Below are 25440 nucleotides of genomic sequence, written 5' to 3'. Positions count from 1 at the left end.
GGTTTTACTCCGAACACCAGTGGTTCATCCAGCAGCCAAGGACAAGTAAGGACCAGAGGACGCTGCCGTAGCGGCCGGTTTTGTTGAGGTGAGCATTGTACAGTTTTTTTGCGGTTTTGATCTCGATGAAGTTTGCAACTTGGCTGTTCTGCGAGAGGACCTGGCTTTCGAATATCTCTCGCAGAGGTCCCCGCAACCAGTCATCGGCGGGGATTTCAAAGCCCTGCTTTCGTCGCCAGATAATGTCTAGCGGAAGACGCTTCTCGCAAGCTTTTTTGAAAATCCATTTGGTCTCTCCATCTTTCACTTTGAGTGACGAAGGGACCTTGGACGCAAGTTCGAGAAATTCGTGATCAACCATCGGTGGTCGTACTTCAAGTCCGACGGCCATGCTGGCTCGGTCAACTTTCGTTAAAAAGTCGTCAGGGAGTAGCATTGAGGTGTCGGCGGAGAGCATGCCATTGAGTGGTGACGTGTTTCCCTGCTGGAAGCCACGGATGATGCGGTCTTCTGGGTGGTACCCGTTGAGATGCTCACTGACATCTTGGCGAAGCAGTTCGCGTCGCATGTCGGGACGGCATAGTGAAATCGTATTTGCATATGCAGCGTCGTCTTTGAGGGACAAATTTGTAAGCGCTGTCTTCAGCCGCATGGGACGGGGTAACCAATCGGCCTTGGGCCAAATAATCGCAGCTTGATGCAGAATTGATTTTCGAAACCATTGAGGGAGCAGGGCTCGTAGTTTGGCTTCTTTGAGGTCGTGTGCGTATCGCGAATACCCGCCGAAGGCTTCATCCCCTCCATCTCCCGAAAGAACGACTTTGACATGTTCGTGGGCGACCTTGCAGACTGCCATCGTTGGGATCGCAGAGGAATCAGCAAAGGGTTCATCGTAGTAGTGGACGAGGTCTGCAAGTCCGGCAACGGCATCAGAAGTGACGGTCTCTTCGATGTGTTCAGTTTGAAATTTCTCTGCGATGATTTTGGCGTAAGGAAGTTCGCTGAAAGCTTCTTCCTCGAAACCGATCGAAAACGTTTTGATCGCTTCGGTTCCAGATTGCATGAGTGATCCAACGACAGCACTCGAATCGACTCCCCCGCTCAAAAACGCTCCGACTGGAACGTCTGCAATTCGATGCGCATCTGTCGTTTCATCAAACTTATTCGAGAGCTCTTCGATCCACTGGTCCAGACTCTTTGATTCATCCGGTTCGAAGTTCAACTGCCAGTATTTTTGAGGAGTGGCCCTCCAGTTGTTTCGATCAATTACGAGCGTTGTCGCTGCGGGCAGCTTATGAATGTTCCGGAAAATTGAGAGTTCACCGGGGACGACTCCGAAGGTTAGATAGCTCTCTAAGGCCTCAAGATTGATCTCTCTTGGGATGTTTCCCCAACTCAAAATTGCTTTGATTTCAGAGCCGAAGAGAACACGTTTCTCATCTTGGAAATAATAAAGTGGTTTCTGTCCTACGCGATCGCGTGCCAGTACGAGCCGTTGACGTTTCACATCCCAGAGGGCAACCGCAAACATCCCTCGCAACCGTTTCACGAACTCAACGCCCATCTCCTCGTACAGGTGGACAAGAACTTCTGTGTCGCTGTTGGTTCGGAATCGATGCCCTTTTGCGATGAGTTCCGATTGCAATTCTCGGTAGTTGTAGATTTCGCCGTTAAAGACGACTTGAACGGATCCGTCTTCATTCGCAATCGGTTGATTTCCATCGGAGAGATCGATAATCGAAAGTCGACGATGAGCCAGTCCGATTCCCGACGCTTTCCAAATCCCTTCCGCATCCGGTCCACGATGCGCGATGGAATCCGCCATCTCGCGCAGCCGTACTTCTTCAACAGGCTGAGCACCATCAGCAAAGAGAACACCCGCGATCCCGCACATAAAAGAGAACTTTATAGCTCTAGCAAACCTCGTCTTAGATCTGGAGATCACAGTGACCGATCTCGATCTCAGTGGTATTGCTAGTGATTCTTAATATTGGTTGAAATTGTAAACTAACAAGACTCAAACAGAATCTTTTGCCGGTTGAAGTTCGTCTCTACGGCCGATGACTTTGGCTGGGTTTCCGACAACGATTTCATAATCGTTGACAGGTTTTGTGACGACCGATCCCGCACCGATGACGCAATGTTTGCCAACGTTTGCCATCACAATTGCCCGATCCCCAATCCAGCTATCCTGCCCAATCGTGATTCGTGGATAAACTCCGACTTGTTCCCGAATTGGAAGATCCAGCCGGTCGATTCCATGTTGCCGGTTTCCGTTGATGATAGAAACATGCGAGCCGATCAAGACATCGTCGCCAATCTCGACATCACCAATCATGCACCCGACACCGACGTAAGCCGTCTTTCCGACCGAGACCCCCGGGTGCGAAAAAACGGTCCCGAAGCAAATACAGGCATCTCTCCCGACGTACGGCAACACGACTCGGTAGAACGATTTGCGGAAGTAAATACCACAAAACCCCGGCAAAACACTCACTGCTTGAGAGTAACCGGGAAAGGCCTGTGTCTCACCGATTAGTGCTTTGCTCAGTTGGTAGCACCCCACAAATGGTAAGGCCAAAAGGCTCGCCACGAAATTTGCCAGATTTTTTACCGTCTCTTTCATGTGGCTCTGTTTTTAATACGCCAATATCGTTGCCAGCGTAACGGATTCAATGTCGAGGCCACAGCTTTGGCGATCCCAACCGGTTGACGTAATTGACTTTTTACCCTCTGTTTTTGTGAGACGAATTGTTCTGGAGTTCCAAACTCTCTGTATAAAGAGGCATCAGCTTGAGGAGCTGGGGGATTGACATTAGCGCGTAGACGACAATCGGTCATCCCCTCGATCATCATGACTGCAAGAGAGCGGGCATTGGTTCGAGTTTCAAATCGGAGCAAGTCCTGCCAGGCACGATCTGAAAACTCCTTGCCTCGCTGAAGCAGGGAGTGTCGTAAATCACCTTCGGTATGAGCAGCAGCGAGTCTCAGTACATTTGCTTTCCGAAACTCTTGGACGGCCCAAGCCTCTGTCGGATACTCCAGCTTCTCGATCTGGTCGAAGTAAGGGACTTCATTCTCGATCATCCACTTCGCGTAATGGATAATCGAAGCTTGGGCATATGCATACATGCGATCCAGTTCACCAGCTCGCGCTTTCAGCTCCAGATACTTCAGGACTGATGACAAGAATACGGTGTAGGACCAGCGTGCCTCGACATTCAGCAAGTCGTTCTTGTTAATGTCATCGTGAGGATGAACACAACGGCGTATAAAGCGCTCTGCTGTTTGAATGTACTTGTCTTGGTGAGTCAGTGTCCAGGCGTCGAGAAGTGCGTTGATCGAAAATCCTCCGCCGCGGTTTGGCCCATGGTACGTATCGCTCCCGGTGGCCAGCCCAGTGAACGAATCGTCGACAATTCCAAAGACTGTTCGAGACCCGTCGTCCATCGCAATGACCCAGTCTGCGAGTTGCTGAACCGCCGCTTTTGAATTCGAGTTTCCTGTGAGGAAATAATGCAACAGCAAGCCGCTGGTGAAATTGTGTTCCGCTCCTGGGCCTCCACCATACATTCCATTTGCAGGGCAATTGTGCTTCGAGTAAGTCCGGTGCGTCGCGGTGTGTGCGTGAACATAGTGGTCAGTCAGCCAAAAAAGACCACCGTTGTACGCTGCCTTATCTTGCGTCGTGTGGTAGAGGTCAATGTCAACGACATGCTTCGCGAGATCGTCGCCCAGTTTGAACCAGGACCACTTCCCCGTACGCAAAGATTGCAACAGGAATCCGTGGATCATGTCGTATTGATTGTTGTAATGCGACATCAGCGGCTTTGAGCCCTCGTAGTAGGCCGCCTCGTGATCAGCGAAGATCTCTCCAAAGTTTCGCCAACCATATTCGTCGACTTTCTCGCGCTGAGCTAGAATTCCATTGTCACCTTCGACTCCTTCAGAAAGAAGTGAATCGAAGTCGCTGCGCCGCTGGCATTCATCGATTTCAAGCTGCGGTGTGCACCCAGTTGAGTCGCACCACTTCGCCGTCGGTTGAACCCTCGCAGGGTGATGAATCCATTCCAGTTCATCGAGATTCGATTCACCAGTTTTAAAATCGATCCACACAGAGTGAGTTTTACGTTCTCCTCCCTGAAGTTCGTGGAGGTCACTATGTTCATGCGGAAACAATCCAATTCGAACTTTGTTCTGAGCCACCGTGATCGCTTTGGGAAATTGCTGCCAAAAGTTTGGAGCTCCGAACGCTGTTCGACCTTGTGGCGTCAGGAGGTCAAAAACAGGCTCTGCTCGTAGCCCCGCCGCTGCCTCAGTCCCTAACTTGTTGCGATAGCCTTGGAAATTGGTCGTGACCTTCGCTTCCCAATTGACGTGGTTGACGCTGTTCCAGTTTTCTCCGCCGCTTGAATCCTGGTACAGGCTCCAGCTTTGATCCTGAACTACTGAGGCTGGAGAGTCTGGCTCGACCTTGCAACGAACCTCATTTTTACTGGCTCCCTGGGCAAATTCGAGTTCGATCGACAAGTCTTGAAATAGCAATGAGCCGCTGTCTCCCAGGTCCCATAAACCGCCAGGGTGTTGAGCTCGGTTTGGGTTGTGAACTGCGACTTCCAGGAGAACTAACCCACTGCCTGAATAGAAATTCAACCTGATCGTGGCACGCAGGTTTTTCAGTTGAGGAAAGCTTCCGCTGCCAACAATTGTGGCTCGTACTGGCCCCGAAGCTTCCACTCTCCAGCCTTCGCACTCCGCTTCAAATTTCTCTCCAGAAGAATTAGTAACGACGAGTCGGATTCCTGAAGCCCCAAGTATCTCAGCGCCGTTGAGAGAGACCTGTTCGAGCGGTCGCAATGTTTTTCGGCCAACCTGAAACAGGGCAGTTCCGGTTTCGATGGCAATCTGTTTCTCGCTCTCGCGAATAATAATCGATTGCTTCGCTGGAGAAGTTGAGTCACTTGAGAAGTACGCCTCAGTATCAGCCAGTTCCAAGGTTGAAGTTCCCGGCGAATAACCAACTGGCAAAATCGCATCCACTAACAACCACTGTACAGAATTGTCAGGCCACTGACTCAGTGGTTCCAGTTGAACAGGGACGCAACCACCATTCCCGTCATGCAAACGTCCTGCTAAGACCTGTGTACCCTGCGGCAAAGGGACACCAAAACAGACCGGCTGAGTTCGCAACTCGGAACACTCGCCGAACTCAACGTTCAATGGAATTTGAATCGCTTCTTCCTCAAAAGACTGATCGTTCACGAAGGAGGCCATTGGTGAGAATTGTGTATCGATGAGATTCAGTTCGCGTCCGACGCCACTTCCGACCCCTCCGCCACAGAACAGCCCTCCAACCCCGCAACAACCTCAACCCCAAACAACTCCCCCGCTTGCCGAGCGAGTGCTGACCAGTCGAATTGGCTGACAACCCAGCCTCTTGCCTCGCGTCCCATTTGCTCCCGTCGAGCCTCATCATTCAGTAATTTGAGGATGGCTTCAGCCAATGGTTCCGGAGAAGTGCAGTCTGCAATAACACCAGTCTTGTCGATATCCATCGTCTCTGCCGTTCCACCTGAATCGCCTGCAAGCACAGGCCGACCACTGGCCTGAGCTTCTAGTAACACCATGCCAAAACCTTCAATGTCACCGTCGATCTCCCTGTTCGGCAACGCAAAGAGGTCGCATTGTCGGTAACAGGCTGCAAGTTCTTCGTCGGTCGTCTCACCTTGAAATTGAAGTGACTCTTTGACGCCCAGTTCTTCGGCAAGTCGTTCGAGTGATTCGCGCTGCGCTCCATCACCAACGATCGAATACAGTACGTCAGGAAACTGTTCACGGATCGCAGGCAAAGCACGGATGAGCATGTCTTGCCCCTTCCGTTTTTGTAGCCGACCGACCGTTAAAATCACTGTCCGGTCTCCCCATCCAAGAGATTCCCGAATGCTCAGAGACCGCTCCTCTGGCATGAAACGCTGAGTGTCGACTCCGGGGTGGAGTACCTGAATCTTCTCTGCAGGTAATCCCCAATCTTCCTGAAGAAGCCGTGCAGTATTTTGACTATTCGCGATACAGTAAGTCGCGCTATTTAAAGCTCGGCGAACAAGAAAGGTTAATTCTCGACTCGACCAGGCGGTGTTGACGTCTTCGCCATGAACATAAAAGACGTATGGCGTCCCCTTGAGCTTTTTGACAGCCATCGCCACGACCGCTTCCGGCAAGCACCGACCAGCGTGAATCATCGTGATCTTCTCGCGACGCACAACTTTCAGCACTCGTTTGAAGATCCTCCAATACCCATTAAAGCCCGACCAACTAGCAACTCCCCAAGTCGAAAGCGTCAGTGGCAATCGCTCTACGTTCAACTCATGTTGACGATCAAACTCCTCAGCCCCCTCATGCTCTCCGGCAGCAATACAGACCTGCTCCCGGTTCAGCCGAGAATAAATCTCCCAAAACCACCGCCCCGACCCCCCATTCTGAGGCGGAAAAACTTCCGAGAGTAGTAAGATTTTTTTCATGATTTCAGAGTGGCGTCACTTCGGCCTAGGAAAGCATCGAGCACGGTTTCGCACTCACTCTCGTGAGCTCGAAACCATTCATTCGAAGCATATTGCTGCCATCGTCCAGTGACTGGTTTTTCAAAGATTGATTCGATTTTGGTCCAGTCTTGGATTTCGATATTGAGCAGATCGAAGACTGCTTTAAGCTCTTGGTTTGGTTGTGCAACAAGGTTCTCAAAGCACAATGAATGATGTGCGTACTGCTGCCCGAATAAATAGGAGAGCTTCCAAATCCAATAGTAATGTCGGTACGGGTGTACTGAAGTCTCAGCGAGAAATGGAAAATGTGGCTTTAAGTCGTTGACCCAAGTTCTGAGGTAAAATTTGTCGGCACTGGAAAAGTCTTCAATTGTCCCATCCTCTGGCCCAAATAGAGAAATGTCCTGAAGCGTAGAGCACCATTGCTCACGCGGATGCCGGTAGATATGAATGATTTTTGCGTTTGGAAAATAATGACGAAACCAAGGGAGTCGGAAGTCAATACGATTGAATTGCAAGACTGGTCGACCTGATGAGTGTTCAATCATCCGCTCGAGATAACGCTTCATCTGGCCATCCCAACTCCCTTCGTCCATGTACAGCCCGCGTCGAATCCAGTCCTCGTGATAGAATTCGGCAAGATCTTCAGCATCCTCGTACTCCTCCCAGTAGCTGTTCACTTGACGATGAGTGCCATCAACATTCGCGCCGCGTGTTTGTGGGTCAAACCAACGGCGTTCATTGAAGGGCTCGTAAAAGCTGGTAGTCCCGTCAAGCTGACGAAAAACATTCCAAAGCAAAGTCGACCCACTTCGGAATCGGCCAGTCAGGAGAACAATGTCGCTTCTGGAATTTGTTTGATTGAGATCGTTACTCTGAGGCAAATCAGAGTAGGGGGCGCGAGTGTTTTCGATTCCTCCTGATGTGAGAAACCGCTTACCGAAGATCGGACCTAAGCAGCGCACCAGGCTGTCGACACCAGATTGATGTTGAGTGATTTTGTCAAAAACTTTGAATACAGTTTTTTTTATCGTGTTCATGTCACTACTTGAAGACGCTTCATCGACACGACGCCCTCTAAAAGCCTGTTGCCCAAGACATAGGATGCACTGTTATTCTTGATGTTCTGACTCGTTGTGAATAGATGATGACTTGGGGAAGATGATCTATCCGAGGCTCAGAAGTATAGAACATGTACTGGAATTTAATTTGCGTGAAAGGCACCTTGGCCCGAACGCGACCGGCAAGGACCTCAATGGCTACTGGCATCCCGCACCACGTTCACGCTACTGGCAAACCACTTGTGAACCTGCTCAGCAGCCTTCTTTGAGCCCTTATGCTACGTGTTGACGATAATTACCAAGTTGTCACCTACTAATCTTCCAATACTGTAGTGGCTAATTTCGGGCTTTTGCGTTTGTCGGTGACGGTCAATGCTGCGTCGTAGACTTGATGAATTGCTTCTGCATGGGCTTCCGGTGTGAATAATTTTTCGACTCGTTTTCTTCCGGCTTTTCCCATAGCGTTCGCGAGTTCAGAATCACTATGAATTCTTAACACAGCCTCCGCGAGTGAATGCGGTGAAGATGCAGGAACTAGCAAGCCAGTGACACCATCGTCAACGACTTCAGGGATTCCACCAACTCGCGTAGCGACAACTGGTTTTTCACACGCCATCGCTTCAATCAAGCATCTCCCAAACGGCTCCACGTGAGATGGACAAACTAGCAAGTCGAGTTCGGCCAGCAGTTCCGGAATGTCGTTTCGATGACCAAGGAACTGGACACTCTTGCTTAATCCCAAGTCAGTGGCAATTTGCTCTAGTTCCGATCTGTATCCAGTGTTGTGAATGTCTTCGCCGATAAGGCTGAATTCCATTTCACAACCTTGTTTCAGAATCAAGCGTGCCATTTGAAGGAAATCAATGTGGCCTTTAATAGGAATTAAATTGGCTAAGATTCCAACTCGATATTTTCTCGACTGTTTGGGGCTGGGGTAAAATTGTTCCAAGTTCACAGCATTGTGGACGACATATTGCTTCGACTCTGGGCACGCTTGCTCAAAATGAGGTCCACATTCAGCCTTTAGGGCGTGACTGTTAAAAATGAACGCTGTTGGTTTGGGGAGTCGCTTGAAAGTCCAGGCAATTGCTTCGGGACCTAAGGGAAAGCGAATGTGGCAAACAACGGGCACGTCCGCCCGCCATGCAGCGATAGCGACTGACCGGGCGGTTGTGGTGTCGTTTGCGTGGATAATGTCAGCATTCGATTGTTGTAAAATTCGACTCCATCGACGAGCGGACAGCCAAGCCCTGTCCGGTCTTTGCCATGAGGGGCTGTCGATCTCATGGAGATTGTAGGGGACCGACTCTGCTAGACATGCCTGTGCCATTGGCCCTTCCTCGGGGACCACAACACTCCCAGCGACTCCGCGTGATTTGAGCCCTTGGTGTAATAATAGCAAGCTACGGTTGCCACCGCCAATTTTGGGAGAATTGGATAGGAGCAATACGTTATGGGGAAGTACCCTGTTCATCTTATTGTCATTTATCTCGCTTGGATAGTGCGTTGCTGGATCTTCTTAGTTTAGATTAGAGGGGATCAACTAGGCCTATGAAGATTGGGTATTGAAGACTCCCCGCTTTCGATTTGTTACGAGACTTCAGGCCAGCATCGATGGTGGTAGTTACGTGTGGAAGTTTTACGAACATCTTCTAGAGCTGTGTCCAATCATTTAGTCACGTTAAAGGTTGTGTAGAGAAGAGTTGGGCAAACTAACTTTCGGAGAGGATACATTCTCAACTGGACACCCATTATTCATGGGGATCTTCATGGCTTTGAGGGACAGTCCTTTTTTGGGTTTCTGGCATGTGCCACATGCCAGAAACAATGTTCATATGATTCTGCCAAGAAAATTTCGACGAAGCACGATCTCTTCCTTTCAGTCCCATTGATCGTCGAAGTCGGTGGTCTTTGATGAGTCTTTCAAGGTGCTGCGTTAGCGACGCGACATCGCCTGCGTTGAACGTGTAGCCTGTTTCCCCTTCTAGGACAATGTCCTTAGCTCCTGCTGTGCGTGAAGTGATTGTTGGCAGTCCTGATGACATCGCTTCAACTGTGACAATTCCAAAGGACTCTCGTTCGCTGCATAACGCAAAAATATCTGCAGCCAGAAATTCTTCTCGGACCCGACTGTGGGGTTGTGCTCCTATTAATCGGCATGTGTCATTTAATGCCAGATCAGAACTCAATTTTCGGAGTCGTGTCAGAAATGGACCGCCGCCCACAATTACCATCTTGAAATCCAGCTCTTTTTTTTTAAGAATTGCTGCAGCTTGAAGAAGATCTTGGGGACGCTTATGTTCTACGCAGTTTGAGACAGAGATGATAACTGGAGTTTTGCTTGTTTTCTGGGGCGCGATTTTGAACTCACCTAAGTCGACACCGTTTGGAAGCCAGTGAAGTTTCTCACGACTTCCGGTTTTATTTGCCCAGACATCAACCCATTCGTTGCTTACGCAGCCAATTGCCGAGGCGGTGTTTTGGACCTTGGTGAGTGTCTCCTTAGGATACAGCGGCAGGTGACCATCATGTGCCTCAATCGTTAGCGGGATGCCCAAGATCCTGCTGAGTCCCACACCTACTTCTGAAGCCCATTGCACAAAGTGTGCGTGAATCAGGTCGGCTTGCTGTACAAACGCGTGTTTTAATAATTTTTTGAAGTATGTTTTTCGCTTCAATGATAAGTACCAACCGTATTTATCGCGCTCAGCCGCCTCGATGATCTTCTTGTTTTTACAATTGAAGGTAGGGATGCAGTATCGCCAGTTGAGTATCGAGTATTCTTTCTGGGAGATACCATACTCACTTGCTTGTTTTAAGTCAGTTTCGTTGCCAACTCCAGAGGCAATTACGTGGACTGACCAGCCTAATTCTTTGGCGGCTTGAATTTCTCGGAGAACAAATGTCTGGGAGACGGTGGGGAAATTCCCTGTGAGCACCAGCATCTTACCAGTTGTGGACAAGTGGAAACCTCTCGGGGAAAAAGTTGTCCTTTACGCTCTGCTTTGTGAAAGCAGTTGGTGAAGTCATGAAAGTGAGCTTCTCGGGCATGGCAAGGATTGGAAATGCTCTTGATTCACTGTTTGGAGTTTTTCGCAATTTGAACGAGCGAAACTTTTCCGGACTCTTTTGCCTGGTTGAGGACGCCTCTCAAGAACGCAGCTCTTGTAAAGGAGCTAAGCCAACTTTTATTGCGGAGGGGCAGCGTAAGAGCTGCTTTAAGTTTGGAAATCCAGAATGCTTTCAGAACCCATCTTGGGTATCCAAAAGCCCACTTACATTCCGCCAAGCCATTTCGTAGTGTGAACGACCTTCCTCCTCCACGATACCAGGTTTGAATGTATTCTTTTGTTAATCTTTCAGTGGGGACCCAGTGTTGAACTCGGGCGGGGCCAACCCAGACACCGTAATGGCCTGCACTCTGTAAGCGCCTTAGAAGGTCAGCGTCCTCTCCTCTGAGATTGCTGTTCTCAGAGTTCCCCAATCTTGTGTCGAATTCAAATTCTTCCAAAATCTTTTTGGGCAGAGCCATATTTACCCCACGTGGGATATCATGTTCAGGAAACTTCGATACGTGGTTCCCGTACTGATGGATCGCTAGCATCGCTCCAAGGTCTTTTAGGTGTGGCTCCATCCATGTTGGTGGAGGTGATTCGTAAATCGGGTCTACTGTCCCTCCAAAATAGGCCGCTTCGGGCCAATCCCGCACAGCCTTGAGGTATTGGGCAATCCAGTCCGGGGCAACTACGACATCATCGTCTGTCCAGATTAGCAACTCACCCGTTGCTGCTTGAAGGGCAGCGTTTCTTGCATGCGATTGCCCTGGGGTCTCTTCTAAAATTCTTAGTATTGGCAGCTTGCTAGCATGACGCTGGATGACCTCGTCAGTGTTGTCAGTGCAGTTATTGTTGACGACAATGAGCTCCCACGAAATTCCATCTGGGATGTGGAGTTCGTGCATGGAGGTCAAGGTGCGATCAAGTAACTCTGCTCGGTTCCATGTGCAGATGATGACGCTGAGATTCATGTGGTTCTGTAGATTTTTGACTTGACGTCTGGGGTGTTAGACAAGAAACGGCGGCGAGGAAGTTAGTGTGTTTGTGGTGTTATGTAGATGTTTTTTCTGGTGAGAAAGCATCTTTAATTTTATACAACAATGGATGGTATATTTTGTTGCTCAGTATTTCATTAACCTTAGGGTTCCCTTTGTGAGCCAGCAGATAATTCCGAATCTTCCAGTAACTCTCCCAATCGCGATTCTCTTTAGCAGTCCACGCACTGAACGTTACACGCCTGAGGCGCTCGTTTAGGATTTCTTTTTTTTCTTCGGGCTGGAAGTCTTTGTTTGTTTCAATCCACTGTTCGAGTGATTCAAACCATCGCATTTCGCGAGTCGGGTCGGCAGATTGGCTTTCAGAGTGCTTGCGGTAAAGAGTGAGGTGTTCAGGGACTAACTTGACCACTCCAAGCCGAATTAACTCAAGGCAGTATATGAGATCTTCTGCGTGCTTCGTCCAGGTTGGAAATCGCAAATGTAAACTGCGTCTGACTATCAGGCTGGAAGGTGTCACTATGGGGTTTTTAACAGCGACAGTAAAAGGCTGGTAGCGAGTGCTTTCTGGGATTGCAGCGATGTTGCTTTGAGAGTCGACGGTCCCAAATGACTGAAGTTCGGTATGGACGGCAACGGTTGTCTCGTCAATCAGGGAGAGTTGACGCTCGAGTTTTTCCGGAGCCCAAAGGTCGTCAGCATCTAAGAAGGCAATCCATTCACCTTTTGCTTCGTCGATACCCCGATTTCGAGCAACGGATTCACCTTGGTTTTCCTGGCGAATGACTCGAACTGGAGCCCCGAACGACTCTGCAATTGCAGCTGAATCGTCTGTTGAACCATCGTCGATGACAATGATTTCCAGAGGTCGGTGCGTTTGGTTAATCGCTGAGTCGAGCGTCTCGCGCAGGAATGGAGAGCCATTGTAGCAAGGGATGACGACTGAGACTTCTGGCTTTGTCATTGAATTCCCTTGTTGGTCACGGACTGTAATATGTTAAACAGTTTGTCAATACTTTTGCTCATTGTGAATTCAGTTGATATTCTTTCACGGGCAGCAGTACCCATGCGGGCTGCGATCTCGGGAGCCAAAGCTAGGTCGATCATTCGATTGGCCATTCCCTGAACATCGCGTTCGTCTACGAGATACCCTGTCTCTGAGTCGATGACAACATCTGGGATTCCAGCGTGTCTGGTAGAGACGACAGGTTTTCCACTTGCTCCTGCTTCAAGGATTGAGTTCGGAGTTCCTTCACAATCACCGTTGGATGCTTCGATTGAGTGTTGGACAAAAGCAAACGAATTTGACATTTCGTTTGCCACGACTTCGTGTGGTTGAGGGCCGCAGAAGTGTAGTGATTTATCGATTCCAAGAGCCCGTGCAAGATCTTTGCAGACTCCTAACAAAGGTCCGTCACCAATCATTCGTAGCTTCGCGGAAGGAATCCTTTCGACGACTTTGGAAAATGCAGCAACCGTTAAGTAGGGAGCTTTTTTCTCAACAAACCGACCGACAGCCAGGAAGTTTGGCTCGGTTGAAATTCGTTCTCGAACCTTGAATTGTTCAACATCGACGCCGTAATGGTTCAAATGGAGACGACGCCTGTCAGCGCCGAGTTCAAGTAGACGTTTTTTCATAGTCTCCGAAACAGCAATGATCGCTGCGGCATCATCAAACATGAGTTGATAGTCATTTTTATGCCTTTCAAGGATATCATGCCTGCTGGCATCGTAGCCGTGAAAGTGAACGACAAGTGGAATCTTTGAAACTCGACACGCTTCAACAATGCATGCACCAGTAGGACCATACTCAGCTAAGACGACATCAGGACGGAACTTCTTGAGTGCAGTCAAGTAGGATCGTGTCCGTTCCCATTCCCACGGTCGGTTAGTGATCAACCTGTTGATCTTACGGACAGCTTTTGAGTGAAATCCTTGCGAGAGAACACGCTTCCTCTCGATCATCGCGAACAGGTCACCACTTTGGTGAATCACTGAAACTTCCCCAGGCAGGTGTGCAGAATGCGCTGCAATGAAGGTTTCTGAAAGAGTGTTCAAGTTGGGTTGGACAATACAAATTCTCATTTCTGGTTTCTTTTTACATCTATGCCAAGCCGATCTTTGACCAGCTTTCGCCGAACTGCACTCTCATCAGGAACTTTCTTCAGGATTTTTAACAATAGCCGGTCCGTAATCTTTTGAAGTGGGGACTTCGGTTGTGGATTGTCTGTTGGCTGCTTTTGATGATCAACTCGCTTTTGCATTGTCGTGTGGACATAATCGTTGCTCTTCCAAAATGAGACGAGCCTGTATTCCACTATTGCGGCTTCCAGATCAGAAGCGATTTGGAAAACCTCTTCTTGGTATACTGTTGAAGTTCCCCACGGATAGTGGGGGCGGGGTTTGGGTTAGGTAGCTTGTGAGTTCTGCATTTTGAGTATCAACCCTATTCTGAGTTTTTGTGCAACAAGTCTGCATGTCAAGTCGTGCATGAGCCTGACGTGTCGCTGGTGAAAGGGTGGGGGGCTGCGATTGGGCTATTGTGTTTTTAGAGCTTAGGTGGTTTGGGGTCTACAATCGGGTACGATTTTTCGTGGGTAGTTGAATTAATTAGACAGATAGTTGAATCTTGTCATTTTGTCTGAGCAGATCGCTTGGATTCTAGCTAGGTTTTCATGGCCGTAGAACTCTTCCCAGGTAATGTCGCGGTCTCCCTTTTTTTGGTATTGGCGGTCTTGGATTTCTGTGATGTCTCTTCGTACAGGTAGGTTTAGTGACCTACATAGTTCTTCAATAGCCAATACCTTGCTGCTGAGGAAATCCTCGTAACGAATTAAAATCTTATTGTTTGAGATATTGTCGTAAGTATCCAGTGCATGATTCCATCGTTCCGCAAGCCTTTCAATGTAGTTTGTGGATTCTTGGCATAGCCCAAGCCTTGATCCTTTGAGCACGTCTTTCCAAGATTCTGGAAACGAATTCACGATGTCTTCGTTAAGAGTGTTTAAGTTGCCTGGGATTTCTAGGCGGTTTAGGATACTTCTAATGTTGTCGCGAGGGTCTCGGATTATGAAGACAATTGTGGAGTCAGGGAATTCTACTGTAACTTGGTCTGCCATGAATGTCAGCATGGGCTCTTTTATGATCGGTGTACGGAATTTATGCTTACATGACTTGATGATTTCTGATAGCTGTAAGTCTCCTTTTGCGTAACGTCTTCCAACTTTTCCATCGTGCATTTCGTGGATGTCCAACGTGCAATTCAAGTTAGCACACTCTGCGAGCAGGCCTGCGATGGCTGTTGTTCCACTTTTTTGATTACCGAGAATGATGATTGGTTTTTCTGCGCCTCGTCTCCAACGGAACCATTTTTTTATTATTGTAGTAGTGTTGTTTAGCACTGTCGTATCTCCAATTGGGTGAGCGGCTTAAACTTCCCAGATAGCATCTTCCCAGAAAATAGTCCCAGGCCGCTCTGGGCGGAATGACACTTTTTTAGAGCCTGTATTTATGACTTCGAAAACGGGGTAGGCTTGTATGACATCGTACGCTTTTTCTTTAATGTATGGGTTGATCCCGACATCCACGCTGTAGACTCCCGGTAGCAAATTTGTATCTACGAATCCAAATGTCACTTTGTTAACGCCTTTGGAAATTCTTAATCCATCCCGATTCTTGTCGTGAAATAGTGAGAATAATTCCACTGGCTGTCTGTTTCTGGACAATCCAACAGAAATCGCAGCCGAATCAATCGAAACTCGTGAGTATAAGTGAATTTCAATTCTTACCTGCTCTCCAATCTCGAATCTTGGGAATTCATCTTCCGAGTCTGTAAGTACCGAAATTGATTTAATCTTAACTATTGGGTCTGCGTTCCCGTCTCTCCGGCAACTTTCGATCGATTTCTTTATTGAATGTTCCCCCCGACTTAATCCGTATGTGTTTAATGCGGTTGGTGTATCTCCATAGATCGAAATTCCCCCATTTTCGAGAAAAGCACACTTCTCTGTAAGCCTTGCGATCGTATTTAGGTTATGGCTCACGAACAAGATTGTGCGGCCATCTGATGCTACTGCTCTAATCTTTTCCATGCACTTGCTTTGGAACTCCACGTCTCCAACAGCCAAAACTTCATCAATGATCAAAATTTCGGGCTCTAAGTGTGCCGCCACGGCGAATGCTAGTCTCACTTGCATGCCGGATGAGTAGCGTTTTGTCGGGGTATCTAGGAATTTTTCGACGCCGCTGAAGTCGACGATTTCGTCGAATTTGCGGTCGATTTCTCGTTTGGTCATCCCGAGGATTGTACCGTTCATGTAGATGTTGTCTCGACCGGTCAATTCCGGATGAAACCCGGTTCCGACTTCCAGTAAGCTGGAGACACGTCCACGGATGACAACTCGTCCAGAGGTCGGCTCGGTGATTCGGCTGAGGACTTTCAGCAGCGTGCTTTTTCCTGCTCCGTTGCGACCAATAATCCCGACGACCTCTCCTTCCTGCACATCAAAAGAGACATCCTTGAGAGCCCAAAGCGTATCGTCCGACTCAGTCCCGTTTGGTCCCCCTGTAAATGTATCGAGACGGCGGAGTCGCTGTAAGTTTTTGAAAGGAGACCGAATGACGGAAGTCATCGCTCCGACAAGGGTGTCCGGAATTTCATCCTTAACACCAATCCGGTACGCCTTGGAAAGATTTTCTACTGAGATGACAGGTTTAGACATGGTGAGAGTGAACTCTTTCGATATTTATCGCTGCTTCGTGGTTGGCGGTGCGAGCCTTTGCAAGAATTAGCAGGGTTGAGGCTCCAACGATGACACCAATGTATGAGCTTTCAAGCAATGCACCACTCGAAAACATGGATGAAACGATGTATCCGGGGACTCCACAAAGCGTCGAGAAAAGAGGGGGTTTTGCCCAGTCTGGGAGTGTCGCTTTTTCTTTTTTCCAGCGAACCCGAACGGCCCACCAGGTGAGACCGAAGAAGGCGCAATAAAGTATAACGCCGGGGATTCCTGACCCGGTTGAGACGTCGAAAATTAAATTGTGAAGGACTTTGTGGCTGGTGTCCAAGCCCCCTTCATAGTACTGCGGAACAAGTCGTCCCGTTGCATTTGGACCGACACCAAGCAGAGGATAGTCTTGGGTGATCTCCACGCCAGCTTTCCAGAGTTTGAATCGGCTATCCGCCGAGGCATCGAGTTCTTCTCCGCTTGCAAAGGATGAACTAAATTCTTCGACCACCGAAGGGCCCGCTAAGGCTGCCCCAAGGGCAATGGAGACGAGAATCGTCGAGATGGTCCACGAGTTTTTATGGACATACCAAGCTCCTATCCCAGCAAGGCAGAGTGCTCCTATCATTGTTCCCCTTGATTCGAGAAGCATGATTTGGTGCATTTGCAGGGTGAAGATGAAGCCCGCAAAAATTCTGGTCCAGAGCTTCGGGGAATAGAAAGCCAAGCCAAGGCTCGCCCCCATTATTGGTACCGTCAAAATCGAGTAGCCATTGTTGTCTGCGATGCCCCAGCCGTGGTAGGCTGCGTAGCAGTACCCATCTTGAAAGTATTGCAGGTTGATTTCCCAGGCATTCCAGCCTTGGGCAATGACGATCACCCACATCAGGGTGACAATTTTTTTGGGGGTGTCGATAAGTAATAGCCCGACGCAGGACATGAGGACAATCTTCCAGATTGTTGTCATATAGAAGGTTGTGTCGCCCTCGTGGATTGTGAACTGAGCTGTGACCCAAGCCCATGCCAGGTAGAGGGCTAAACTGATGATTGCCCAGGCTGGGGCACCTTGGATCTTGTTTCCTTTGAAGCCGGATAGCAGTAGGCCGATGAACGTTGCGCCGACGATATATTTCTGAAAATTCGAGTTGGGTGGCAGGCTGTGCCCCCATAGGTAAACTGGATTCAGAATCGCAAATCCGAAGTATCCGACGACTCCGATCCATGGTCGGACGATTGCTCCCAGGCAAATGAAAACCAGTGAGCCGTAGACAAAGATGAGTCCTTTCAAAGCAGCAGTCCTGAAGTGTTAAGTGCCTGGCGGCAGTAGAGGGCGACGATCGGGGAGTGGTCTTTTATGCGACGTCGGCGAAGATTCTTTCTTTGCGGTTGAAGTAGAGGATTCCGGTGAGGGTGATGCAGGCTGAGGAGAGGATGCCGATGGCGATGAATTGCCACGGCATGGGGCGTGTTCCTAGCAGTGCGGAGCGGAAGCCTTCGATGACTGCAACCATTGGGTTGAGTGCATAGTACATTTGGTACTTCGCTGGGATCAGGCTGGCTGGGTAGACAACCGGTGCAGCGTACATCAGTAATTGAACGACGAAGTTCATCGCGTGTTTAACGTCTCGATATTGAATTGCAAAGGCTGTCAGCCAGCATGCGAGGCCGAATGCCGTGGACATCATCAGGAGTATTAAAATCGGGATCATCAGGACTCCCCAGGTTGGAGGAGTTTGGAAGAAAATCATTAAGATTAAAAGCAGGGTCATCGCAATTGAGAAGTCAACCAGCTTCGCGAAGACTGCTGAAAGCGGCATCAAGATGCGGGGAAAGTATACTTTCTTCAGCATGTTTGCCTCTGAGACGAGGCTGTTTGTCCCATCAACGAGTGAGTTTGAAAAGTAGGTCCAGGGGACAAGTGCGCTCAAGCTGAACAGTGCGTATGGAGAACCATCTGATCCGACCTTTGCCAGTTTTCCGAAGATGACCGTGAAGACGATCATTGAGAAGACCGGCTGAATAATCGCCCATCCAATGCCGATGGCGCTTTGTGCGTAGCGAACTTTGACTTCTCTCCAGACGAGAAACCGGAGTAAATCTCGATAGTTGTAGAGTTCTTTCCAGTCGAGCAGCCGCCAGTTCGAGCGAGCTTCGATGATCGTTTCGTAGAGATGAACCTCTTCAGTTTCTGTTGAGGAAACGTTCGCAGGTTCAATGGTGTCCAGAGTCGACGTCACAAGTTTGTCCGGTGTGTTATCTTCAAGTAGGGTTGAAAAATGTGCAGAGGGCAGGGTTATCTTGAGTTAGATGCCTAATAGTTCAGCGACAGGCTCCAGGCAGTTCGACCAGCAGTGGCGATCTCTAACGAATTGATAGCCGGCTTCCGCAAAGGAGTTGCGTTGTTCGTGATCGCGGAAAAAGTTAATCAAGGCGCGGCTCCAATCTGAAGGCTCTGACGCAATCATCACTTGGTTGGTCTGGAGTCCGATGCCCTCGACGGCGTGAGGGGTCGACAAGACTGCTGTTTTCATTGCGAGTGCTTCAAGCACTTTGTTCTGCAAACCACGTGCGAGGTGCAGTGGGGCGATCGAAACGCTCGCTTGATGGTAGTAGGGTCGGACGTCAGGGACGTTGGCGAAGACTTGCACGCCCGGAAGTTTTCCGAGTGCCTGGACGTCTGGGGTTGGATTTCTGCCTACGATCAGTAGCTGACTGGCTGAGTGTTCTTTGATGACAGTCGGCCAGACCTGATTGCAGAACCATTTAATCCCATCAATGTTGGGTGGGTAGTTGAGAGCTCCGACGAACAGGCATGTCGATGGGTCTTTGCTTTCCGCGTAAGAGCCTTCGACGTCAAAAAAGTCTAAGTCGATTCCGTTTGTGGCTGCGCGAACTTGAGCACCTGGAGCGAATGACCGATAGATATCGGCTTCCGGCTCTGTGACCAGAGTGACTCCTTGGCATTGTTCACCGAGGGAGATTTCCAACGAGCGTAAGCGTTTCGCTTCGAGATTGTAAAGAATACTTTTGATTCCGCTTGAATTCGTAGAGTAATCGGCGAATTTTTCGCTATCGACATCCACGAGGTCGATGAGTTTGGGGACGTTTTGAAGCTGTGGAATTTTGAGGTACGGAGCAACGCTTGAGCAAAAACCAATTGCAGCGTCAAACTTGATCTCACGGCACCAATTCGAGATGCCTGTCATTAGCCGGTGTGAGTAAAAAAGGCCTTCTGTGGCTGTCCGTCCGGAGGCGAGTGACCACGCACCGTGAATGTATCGCGACGGATTCAGGTACTCGATTCGTACATCTTGGCAGTGCGATTGAAGCTCCGTTTTGCAATCGGGGTGGAGTGGTTCATCTGCCAGGCAGGCGAGCCAAACGTTTGCACGGGATGCCAGGAACTTCAAAACGTGGTAAGAGCGAATCCGATCTCCACGGTCCGGAGGGTATGGAACTCGATGCACAACAAACAATAGGTTTGGCTTTGAGTCTTTCTTCATGAGAAGGGAGCTGTCACTGTCGTTCGTTTGTGAAACTGAAATGACTAAATTGTGTCGACGTTGAATCTGCTGTCGCTGTCCCGGTGGGGGATAGAAGTTGCTGCTGTACTTTTGGGGGCTCAAATTGTGACTTTGCCAGAAGCTTTCAGGTTGTTGGATTTTATCGATGTTCCTGAAGGGGCAATTGCAGAAATCGCATCGAATCGAAATCGCTCTAATAGAGTTCGCATTCTCGATTCCGTTCGACCTAAGTTTGTGTAATGCCTCAATTTGGATTTCCAGGAGGAGGCAATTCTCGGTTGGTCAGGGTCAACTTCCCATGGGTGAATGTAGAAGACAAACGGGCGACCGTGACGAGAGTTGAGTTTCTCAAGCTGAGAAAACGTCCAGCGTGCGGGGAAGATGCGAAAGTATCCACCACCTCCGACTGGAAAATTACACCCCAGAACATTGCAAACTGTGCCGGGACATTCCCACAGGCTTCCAGTTGGTCGTTCAATTTGATGTGGCTGGATTGGCGAGTTGGGAATTCCGTAGATGTCGTGTCGAATCGGGTAGATGCTGGAGTCGAGTTCGATTCCTTCCTCGATTAAAATATCTAAGGCCCACAGCGACTGTTCGGTGATTGAAAAGCTGGGTGCACGATATGTTTTGATTGGCTCGCCAGTGATGTCTTCCAGGATTTTGCAACTGACGACGAGGTCGTCATGGAAATCTTCCGGTGTCATATTGTAGACAAGTTCGTGGCGATAGCTGTGACTTCCGATTTCATGGCCAGCTCGTTGAATGTCACGTACTAAATGTGGTCGACGCTCAGCGACCCAGCCCAAGATGTAAAATGTTGCTCGGACTTGATAGTGGTTGAGCAGGTCAAGGATTCGGTATGTGTTCCCGCTGACACGGGATTCCATGTTTTCCCAATCGCTGGGACGAACGTTCTTTGTAAACGCTGAGACATGGTAATAGTCTTCAACATCGACTGTGAAGGCGTTCACGACTTTTTGGCTCACGAATATAGCCGATGGGTTAGAGGGTGAATCAAGATGTGTTGGTGGACCGTAAGTTGGCTCATGCTCAACCGAATTGTTAGTGTGACGATGCGTGACACTGTAAGATGTCTGGTTGTGATCTCGTCAATGGGGCCAAAATAATAGTGGGGCCAAAATAGTGAGGGCAACTGGCAGATTACGAGAGACCGGCAGTCGGCGTCCTGTTGGCTCTGGATTGGCAACTCCCTAGAAGGCTTTCACAGGCTCGTGCGGCCTGCATGTCCTGTATCACTGGTTGTCAATTCAGCTAAATAGAACCGTTCGCAAGTCTCGGGTTAAAGAAGCTTGGGGCAGTGGCCGGTTCCAATGAGGTTGAGCTCATGATGCTTTGGAAACGGTTGCGGGTTGTTCTGGACTGGCTTCTGAGAGCAGCGCCTGTTGGGCAACTGGAACGGTTGGTAGTGCCACGGCAGACCATGCAACTTTCGCCAAAGAGGTGCAAAAGTAGGTTGCTGTAAACATGAGAATTCTGAGGTCAAGCCAAGGGCTCATGTTAATTACGTAGTAAAGATCCGGGATCAATTTCCTTCGGACGCTCTCAACATCCGTGTCGGCGGGCAAGCGAAGTTGTGCCAATCCGGTAATGCCAGGCTTGACGTGCAATCTCTGTTTGTAGTTTGGGATATCGAGTTCGAGCTTGTTGGCAAGTTCTGGGCGTTCTGGCCGTGGTCCAATAAGGCTCATTTGTCCCAGTAGAACGTTGATGAGTTGAGGGAATTCATCAATTTGTGTGCGTCGCAGGAAGTGACCAAAACCGGTGATGCGATCATCTTCGGCCTTCGCCCAGACCGCACCTGTTTTTGATTCTGCATCTTGTTTCATCGTTCGAAGCTTGATCAGCGTGAACGAAGAACCGTTTAAACCGAGCCGTTCCTGGAAGTAGAAGGCTGGTCCGGGAGATGTGATTTTCACGATCAGTGCCGCTAGAAGAATGACTGGAAATAGCAGGGTCAAGAAAATTGCAGCCAGAATAAAGTCGCAAAAAGTCTTGACTGTCATGTACCATTTCTGGTCAGGCACGGCGAAGAGTTTGTCGAGGTCCGTTGTGTCGTCTTCCATGACATGGTGTGTCACATGTTCAATTTGCTTGGACTGTTCTAGGCCCAAACACTCGTCGACCACTTTCATGTGTTTTCCTTTGCCCGTTGACTCTATTGTGGTGTGAGTTCTAAAGAAGTGGAAGTTCAGAGAACTTCTACGTTGGAGAGGATACCATCAATCATGAGGGATGTAACTGTATTTCTAGGTTTCAGGTGGAGAATTTTGGAACAATGCCTCATTTAAATGTGGCAGGAAGCTTTCCATAAACTCGTCGGTTGTCACTTTGACATCACCCTCGGATGCGTTTGAGAAAGGGACGGTGATGTACATTTTGTATAAGTAAGGGTATTGAGCAGTTTCCATTCGAGGACGGTCCAAGGCCATCCACTTTCCATCAGCACTCCAGCCCCAGTGGGTTTCGATTGCAATTGGAATTCCATCAGCAACGCGTGCAAATCGTCCTTTCCACATTGAGCCGGCGTCTGGGGACTCGAACTCAATTGGTGCTGGAGTTGTCTGGAGCCCCCAACCTGCCCCGACAAAACAGACTGTCGGAGGGTGAACCGAAATTGGCCCCGGTCGCCCGCACAAAATCATGACGCTTAATTCCCGTCCATCTTTCGTGTTTGTGAATTTCTGCGAGTAGTAACCAGCAGCCTCTGCAATCTTTAACTGCTTCTCCGGAATCTCACTTTCCGTTCCCGACCAGTCTCCGAACTCAGTCGGAACTTGATCAAGTCGGCGAGCTGCTTCTAAGACTTTTGTGGACTCGCCCCAGCGGTCTGTTTGGATTCCGTGAATGACTCCAGTCGCTACGATGAGCAGAAGTCCGATTCCAATGGGGAGGATTCGTTGAGCTTGATTTGGCATCAGTTCAGCAGTTTATTGCAGGGTGTGAACTTGTGAGCGCTTTGCGAGACCGGGAGGCCAGGGCGTTGAGCTTAGCTCACATCGAGAGTGTTGTAGTGTCGTGAGTAGTAGCCATACTTGTCAGCGAACTCGTCTAGCCCAATCAGAATTGAGCCGATCGGTGGGACACCAATCATTTCGAGTCGTTGCTGAGCGGCAGCTACGTTTCCAAGTCGACTCACATCACGCCGGATTGTCAGGATGACACCATCAACATCTTGAGCCAGGAGGAGTGTGTCTGCAACTGGGAGGATTGGGGCAGAGTCGACGATGACATAATCGTAATCTTCGGTCAGGTGCTTGAAGATCTGACCTGCTCCACCTTCAGCTAATGCCTGTAAGGCTGCTGAATCAACTCGACCTGCGGGGATGACTGAGAGACCTGGAGTGGGTGTCGGTTGAGCAGCGCCTTCCAGTGGTTTGTCTCCGCGAAGGATTTCACAGAAGCCGTGTGCCGAGTTCAATCTAAAGACTCGGTGGACAGTTGGCCGTCGCATGTCACAGTCGACGAGAACAACCTTTCTTCCTGATCGGGCGAGGCTTGCAGCCAAGTGGCAGGCGTTACTTGTCTTGCCTTCTCCATCGCTGGCGCTGGTGATCAGGATTGTGTTCATGACCTTCATTCGAGGGTCGCGAAGTAGGACCGCTCTAGTGGAGTCGATGGCTTCTTTTAATACGCTTCTGAGGGCGACTTGCTGCGAACTCAGTTTTCGCTTCCCGTCGTCAACAGCTTTGATGATAGTTCGAGGCAGGATTGGGATGACGCCTAAGATTCTGATCCTCAGGTTCTCGGTGATTTCTTCGGCTGTACTGACTCGACGACGTCGGTAGTCAAGGAAAATGATTCCTCCAGCAATGAGTCCAAGGGCAGCCAGGCCCGCCATCCCCGCCATCTTGTATTTCTTGCTCATTTGAGGAGTGTGAGGTGTTGAAGCGCGACGGTTTTCAGTGATTCTCTGCTTTGCTTGAATCTCAATGAGAAGTGCTTCGATTTCTGTTCGAAAACGACTTTCTGTCGTTTCCATGTGTGTGATCTCGCGTTTCAGTTCTTCGAGGTTGAAGGCTGCTGTTCCTTCGCCTGCCTCTTTGATTTTCAGGGCTGAAAGTTCCTGCTCGAGGTGGTTTTTCTCTGCTTCAAGGATCTTGACTCGGCTTTGCAGTTCAACGATCGATTTATCTTCATTGGCAGCAATTTCTGCGAGAATTCGCTTCTCAATCTGTTTTTTGAGTTCTTCGGCAAGCAGTCTTTGGCGTTCGATATGAGTATTGAGTCGGACGCGATCGGGGTGTTTCTCTCCGAGGTTCTGGGACTTGTCGGTGATTGACCATTCAAGTTCACGGATGCTGTTACTGATTCGTTGGTACTCAGGGCTGCTGTTGATTCGTTCGTTGAGGAGTTCCTGCGGAACAGGAGGTGGCTCTGCTGCTGGCAAGCTGACGCTATTTACATCTCCATCGGCCGCAAGGCTTGGCTGGCGGGCTGCGAGTTGAATATTGGCTTGCATGAGTTCGAATCTGAGTCGTGTAAATTCTTCGCGAAGTTGCCCGTAGTATTCATATTCAAGTTGTCGTTTCGAGGAAAGAATTTCAGGGTCAGTCGTTTTCAGTGACTGCGCAATACCCTCGAGCTGGGTTCGCTTTAAACCAAGTTCTTCGTTGATATCACGATAAAAGCCTTGCAGTTGCCTCAACCTGTCCTGTCGGCTGGTACGTTCTTTGTTGACAACTTCGGTGAGAAAGGCGTCCGCCACTGCATTGACGATCATGGCGAGGTCTTTAGGGCGGTCTCCTTCAAGCTCAAGTCGAAAGAATTCCGAAGCGGGGCTTGTGACTTTTAAGTTTTTCTCGAGCCAGTCTGTCGGGTGCTGCTGCTCTTTGAGCGTGGGGAGGTTTGAGATTTCTGGGTCGCGGAGGGCAGCGTTAAGAACGTACTCTCCAGTGACTTTTCTCATCTGGGTCTGTTTGTAAGTGTTGAAGTTGGATTGCGCTTCGGAGGTTTCGAAGAGGATTTTGGATTCAACGGAATTGATGTGGAACTCAAAAAAAGCTTGGTACGGAGCCGGGACGTATACCCAGGTCGCGACAGCTGCTCCCGTGCCGAAAATCAGCCCGAGCAAGGTTGCTACGAACCAGTTTCGGCGCACTGAGTTCAGTAGCGCTCTGGTATCAATAGCCTCGTTTCCCTGATTCGGATGGGGACCTACCGACGTGGCACGGGGCTGGGCAACCTCATGCACGGGATTGACTGAAGTCAAGCTCGACGAGGAGTCAGAAGTGAGTTGCGTTTCCATGCGATTTATTCCGTAGGTGGTTCAAACGCTTGTTTGCTCGAGCGGATTCTGGGTAGAGGCCGGAAGTCGAATGTCTGACAGCGATGTTGTCACTGTGGTCAGGACTTTTCTGGAGCAATAAACGTTACGAAACGAAAAGTTGGCCCTGTGTTGGTTTCGTAAGATTTTGAAAATGGATCGTGTTAGCAATCGGCCACTGAAAACTGTTTCATCAGGTCGAAGTCGTAGTACTAGAGTCAGTCTGGAAACCTCTGGGATGGCCGCTT

General features: G+C 49.3%; 19 protein-coding genes. All 19 read right to left on the bottom strand.

The window, feature by feature from the left end:
* Positions 1–4 precede the first annotated feature (4 nt).
* Positions 5–1894 (bottom strand): asparagine synthase (glutamine-hydrolyzing), encoded by a 1890-nt coding sequence (gene asnB, locus Mal48_RS18235; RefSeq protein ID WP_145202919.1) that lies wholly within the window; start codon positions 1892–1894, stop codon positions 5–7.
* 123 nt (positions 1895–2017) lie between these two features.
* Positions 2018–2626 carry an acyltransferase gene (locus Mal48_RS18230; protein ID WP_145202916.1) on the bottom strand — a complete coding sequence of 203 codons (609 nt, stop codon included), beginning with the start codon at positions 2624–2626 and terminating at the stop codon, positions 2018–2020.
* A complete protein-coding gene (locus Mal48_RS18225) occupies positions 2623–5262 on the bottom strand; it encodes a hypothetical protein (RefSeq protein WP_145202913.1) in 2640 nt (879 codons plus the stop codon). The genes Mal48_RS18230 and Mal48_RS18225 overlap by 4 nt, the downstream gene beginning before the upstream one ends.
* Positions 5263–5300: 38 nt before the next feature.
* Entirely contained in the window at positions 5301–6518 is a 1218-nt protein-coding gene (locus tag Mal48_RS18220) for a glycosyltransferase family 4 protein (RefSeq protein WP_145202910.1), read from the bottom strand.
* Positions 6515–7579: a sulfotransferase gene (locus Mal48_RS18215; RefSeq protein ID WP_145202906.1), complete on the bottom strand. Its 1065-nt coding sequence runs from the start codon at positions 7577–7579 to the stop codon at positions 6515–6517. Before Mal48_RS18215 ends, Mal48_RS18220 begins: the two co-directional genes overlap by 4 nt.
* Before the next feature lie 334 nt (positions 7580–7913).
* Positions 7914–9074: a glycosyltransferase family 4 protein gene (locus Mal48_RS18210; protein ID WP_145202903.1), complete on the bottom strand. Its 1161-nt coding sequence runs from the start codon at positions 9072–9074 to the stop codon at positions 7914–7916.
* 277 nt (positions 9075–9351) lie between these two features.
* Complete coding sequence (locus tag Mal48_RS18205) at positions 9352–10563, bottom strand: glycosyltransferase (protein ID WP_145202901.1); 1212 nt, start codon at positions 10561–10563, stop codon at positions 9352–9354.
* Between the two features lie 113 nt (positions 10564–10676).
* Entirely contained in the window at positions 10677–11627 is a 951-nt protein-coding gene (locus tag Mal48_RS18200) for a glycosyltransferase (protein ID WP_145202898.1), read from the bottom strand.
* A gap of 79 nt (positions 11628–11706) precedes the next feature.
* Positions 11707–12615, bottom strand: a complete 909-nt coding sequence (locus Mal48_RS18195) for a glycosyltransferase family 2 protein (RefSeq protein WP_145202895.1) — start codon at positions 12613–12615, stop codon at positions 11707–11709.
* Entirely contained in the window at positions 12612–13736 is a 1125-nt protein-coding gene (locus tag Mal48_RS18190) for a glycosyltransferase (protein WP_145202892.1), read from the bottom strand. The genes Mal48_RS18195 and Mal48_RS18190 overlap by 4 nt, the downstream gene beginning before the upstream one ends.
* Positions 13737–14257: 521 nt before the next feature.
* On the bottom strand, positions 14258–15052 hold the full coding sequence (locus Mal48_RS18185; protein WP_145202889.1) for a sulfotransferase: 795 nt from the start codon (positions 15050–15052) through the stop codon (positions 14258–14260).
* Positions 15053–15079: 27 nt separating this feature from the next.
* Positions 15080–16372 carry an ABC transporter ATP-binding protein gene (locus Mal48_RS18180; protein WP_145202887.1) on the bottom strand — a complete coding sequence of 431 codons (1293 nt, stop codon included), beginning with the start codon at positions 16370–16372 and terminating at the stop codon, positions 15080–15082.
* Positions 16365–17669, bottom strand: coding sequence for an O-antigen ligase family protein (locus Mal48_RS18175; RefSeq protein WP_145202884.1), 1305 nt, complete (start codon positions 17667–17669; stop codon positions 16365–16367). Before Mal48_RS18175 ends, Mal48_RS18180 begins: the two co-directional genes overlap by 8 nt.
* A 64-nt stretch (positions 17670–17733) precedes the next feature.
* A complete protein-coding gene (locus tag Mal48_RS18170; protein ID WP_197441809.1) occupies positions 17734–18618 on the bottom strand; it encodes an ABC transporter permease in 885 nt (294 codons plus the stop codon).
* A gap of 66 nt (positions 18619–18684) precedes the next feature.
* The gene (locus Mal48_RS18165; protein ID WP_145202881.1) at positions 18685–19884 is read right to left on the bottom strand and encodes a TIGR03087 family PEP-CTERM/XrtA system glycosyltransferase; all 1200 of its coding nucleotides are present in this window, start codon (positions 19882–19884) and stop codon (positions 18685–18687) included.
* 119 nt (positions 19885–20003) lie between these two features.
* Positions 20004–20894, bottom strand: a complete 891-nt coding sequence (locus tag Mal48_RS18160) for an XrtA system polysaccharide deacetylase (protein WP_145202878.1) — start codon at positions 20892–20894, stop codon at positions 20004–20006.
* Positions 20895–21251: 357 nt separating this feature from the next.
* Positions 21252–22061, bottom strand: a complete 810-nt coding sequence (locus Mal48_RS18155; protein ID WP_145202876.1) for a sugar transferase — start codon at positions 22059–22061, stop codon at positions 21252–21254.
* A gap of 114 nt (positions 22062–22175) precedes the next feature.
* On the bottom strand, positions 22176–22844 hold the full coding sequence (locus Mal48_RS18150; protein WP_145202873.1) for an exosortase-associated EpsI family protein: 669 nt from the start codon (positions 22842–22844) through the stop codon (positions 22176–22178).
* Positions 22845–22915: 71 nt separating this feature from the next.
* Positions 22916–25174: a polysaccharide biosynthesis tyrosine autokinase gene (locus Mal48_RS18145; protein WP_145202870.1), complete on the bottom strand. Its 2259-nt coding sequence runs from the start codon at positions 25172–25174 to the stop codon at positions 22916–22918.
* Positions 25175–25440: the final 266 nt, after the last annotated feature.

This window comes from Thalassoglobus polymorphus, from assembly GCF_007744255.1.
In the GTDB taxonomy this organism is placed as follows: Bacteria; Planctomycetota; Planctomycetia; order Planctomycetales; family Planctomycetaceae; genus Thalassoglobus; species Thalassoglobus polymorphus.
The sequence above is the reverse complement of the archived record's forward strand: the minus strand, read 5'-3'. Positions and strand labels throughout refer to the sequence as shown.

Excerpts from the sequence above, each read along its gene's own strand:
- asnB (WP_145202919.1), bottom strand. The coding sequence starts at position 1,894 with ATGTGCGGGATCGCGGGTGTTCTCTTTGCTGATGGTGCTCAGCCTGTT.
- Mal48_RS18230 (WP_145202916.1), bottom strand. The coding sequence starts at position 2,626 with ATGAAAGAGACGGTAAAAAATCTGGCAAATTTCGTGGCGAGCCTTTTG.
- Mal48_RS18220 (WP_145202910.1), bottom strand. The coding sequence starts at position 6,518 with ATGAAAAAAATCTTACTACTCTCGGAAGTTTTTCCGCCTCAGAATGGG.
- Mal48_RS18215 (WP_145202906.1), bottom strand. The coding sequence starts at position 7,579 with ATGAACACGATAAAAAAAACTGTATTCAAAGTTTTTGACAAAATCACT.
- Mal48_RS18210 (WP_145202903.1), bottom strand. The coding sequence starts at position 9,074 with ATGAACAGGGTACTTCCCCATAACGTATTGCTCCTATCCAATTCTCCC.
- Mal48_RS18200 (WP_145202898.1), bottom strand. The coding sequence starts at position 11,627 with ATGAATCTCAGCGTCATCATCTGCACATGGAACCGAGCAGAGTTACTT.
- Mal48_RS18195 (WP_145202895.1), bottom strand. The coding sequence starts at position 12,615 with ATGACAAAGCCAGAAGTCTCAGTCGTCATCCCTTGCTACAATGGCTCT.
- Mal48_RS18190 (WP_145202892.1), bottom strand. The coding sequence starts at position 13,736 with ATGAGAATTTGTATTGTCCAACCCAACTTGAACACTCTTTCAGAAACC.
- Mal48_RS18180 (WP_145202887.1), bottom strand. The coding sequence starts at position 16,372 with ATGTCTAAACCTGTCATCTCAGTAGAAAATCTTTCCAAGGCGTACCGG.
- Mal48_RS18165 (WP_145202881.1), bottom strand. The coding sequence starts at position 19,884 with ATGAAGAAAGACTCAAAGCCAAACCTATTGTTTGTTGTGCATCGAGTT.
- Mal48_RS18155 (WP_145202876.1), bottom strand. The coding sequence starts at position 22,061 with ATGAAAGTGGTCGACGAGTGTTTGGGCCTAGAACAGTCCAAGCAAATT.
- Mal48_RS18150 (WP_145202873.1), bottom strand. The coding sequence starts at position 22,844 with ATGCCAAATCAAGCTCAACGAATCCTCCCCATTGGAATCGGACTTCTG.
- Mal48_RS18145 (WP_145202870.1), bottom strand. The coding sequence starts at position 25,174 with ATGGAAACGCAACTCACTTCTGACTCCTCGTCGAGCTTGACTTCAGTC.